General features: G+C 43.3%; 1 protein-coding gene and 1 pseudogene. One reads left to right on the top strand and one right to left on the bottom strand.

What is annotated here, in order from left to right; all coding sequences use genetic code 11:
* Nucleotides 1–252, bottom strand: a pseudogene (locus tag R7P69_RS25125) (sensor domain-containing diguanylate cyclase); the annotation flags it as partial.
* Between the two features lie 136 nt (nucleotides 253–388).
* Here R7P69_RS25125 and R7P69_RS25120 point away from each other — a divergent pair.
* Nucleotides 389–994 (top strand): alpha-ketoglutarate-dependent dioxygenase AlkB family protein, encoded by a 606-nt coding sequence (locus tag R7P69_RS25120; RefSeq protein ID WP_015312834.1) that lies wholly within the window; start codon nucleotides 389–391, stop codon nucleotides 992–994.
* Nucleotides 995–1,082: the final 88 nt, after the last annotated feature.

Raw genomic sequence — 1,082 nt, 5'->3', positions numbered from 1 at the left:
CTCCTCTTCTTCGCTATTTGGCAACAAAGTGATTAGCGTCGCTAATGTGCTGGCTTTGTAAATATCAGCCATGAGTACCGCTTCCAAATTGGAGCGGAGAATAGACAGTTGTTCTTTGGCTTCAACTTGCACGCGTTCTTGCTGAAGGTCTTGCTGATTATGATGCAACAGCTCAATAACACCAACACACAAGGCAACAAAAGCGAAAAAGAACAGTGCAAAATAGCACTGCTTTCTGGGTGAATAACGCATTAGCTCCCCACTAGCTCGTCCGTTACTACGAGAATTATTCTTTATTGTTAAAATCCTTATTATCTACAAGAATAACCAATAGCCTTTGCAAAGGTAATAATTATCTGAAATTTTTATGGTTTAAATAGGCAACGGGATGCAAGGGCAAGGCGATTTATTTGAAAGTACGGATTGGCAAGAGGTACGCCAAGGTAAGCTCTTTTATCAGCCAAACTTTCTTTCTCAGCAAGAAGCGGATACGTACTTTTCAACGCTTATGAGTACCTTGCCTTGGCAACAAGAACGCATAACCATTTTCGGGAAATCGGTACTTCAACCTCGTTTGCAGACTTGGCATGGCGATGCGCCTTACACCTATTCGGGTTTAACTATGGCACCTCACCCTTGGACGTCTGAGCTGTTATCACTCAAGGCTCGCTGTGAAAGCCTTGCCAACACCCCGTTCAACTCTGTATTGGCGAATCTGTATCGCGACGGTCAGGATTCGATGGGATGGCACCAAGACAATGAACCAGAGCTGGGCAGAAATCCGGTGATCGCCTCGTTGAACTTAGGTGATACGCGCCGATTTGTGCTACGAAATTTACATTGTAAAACTCAAATAGAATATGAGCTCGGCCACGGCGCATTATTGATCATGGCTGGGGAGCTTCAGCACCATTGGAGACACTGCGTTCCCAAAACAGCCAAACCAAAAGGAGAACGTATCAACCTGACTTTTAGACATATTTTGAACTATTGACTCAGGTTTTACATTCTTAACAAACATTGATGATAAGTTTACATCCAGGTTATATCAGGGAATGGATTTATGCGTATCAAACCTATCA

Origin of the sequence: Vibrio sp. 661 (assembly GCF_033339315.1) — a bacterium.
In the GTDB taxonomy this organism is placed as follows: Bacteria; Pseudomonadota; Gammaproteobacteria; order Enterobacterales; family Vibrionaceae; genus Vibrio; species Vibrio alginolyticus.
The sequence above is the reverse complement of the archived record's forward strand: the minus strand, read 5'-3'. Positions and strand labels throughout refer to the sequence as shown.

Coding starts and splice junctions, on each gene's coding strand:
- R7P69_RS25120 (WP_015312834.1), top strand. CDS start 389: ATGCAAGGGCAAGGCGATTTATTTGAAAGTACGGATTGGCAAGAGGTA.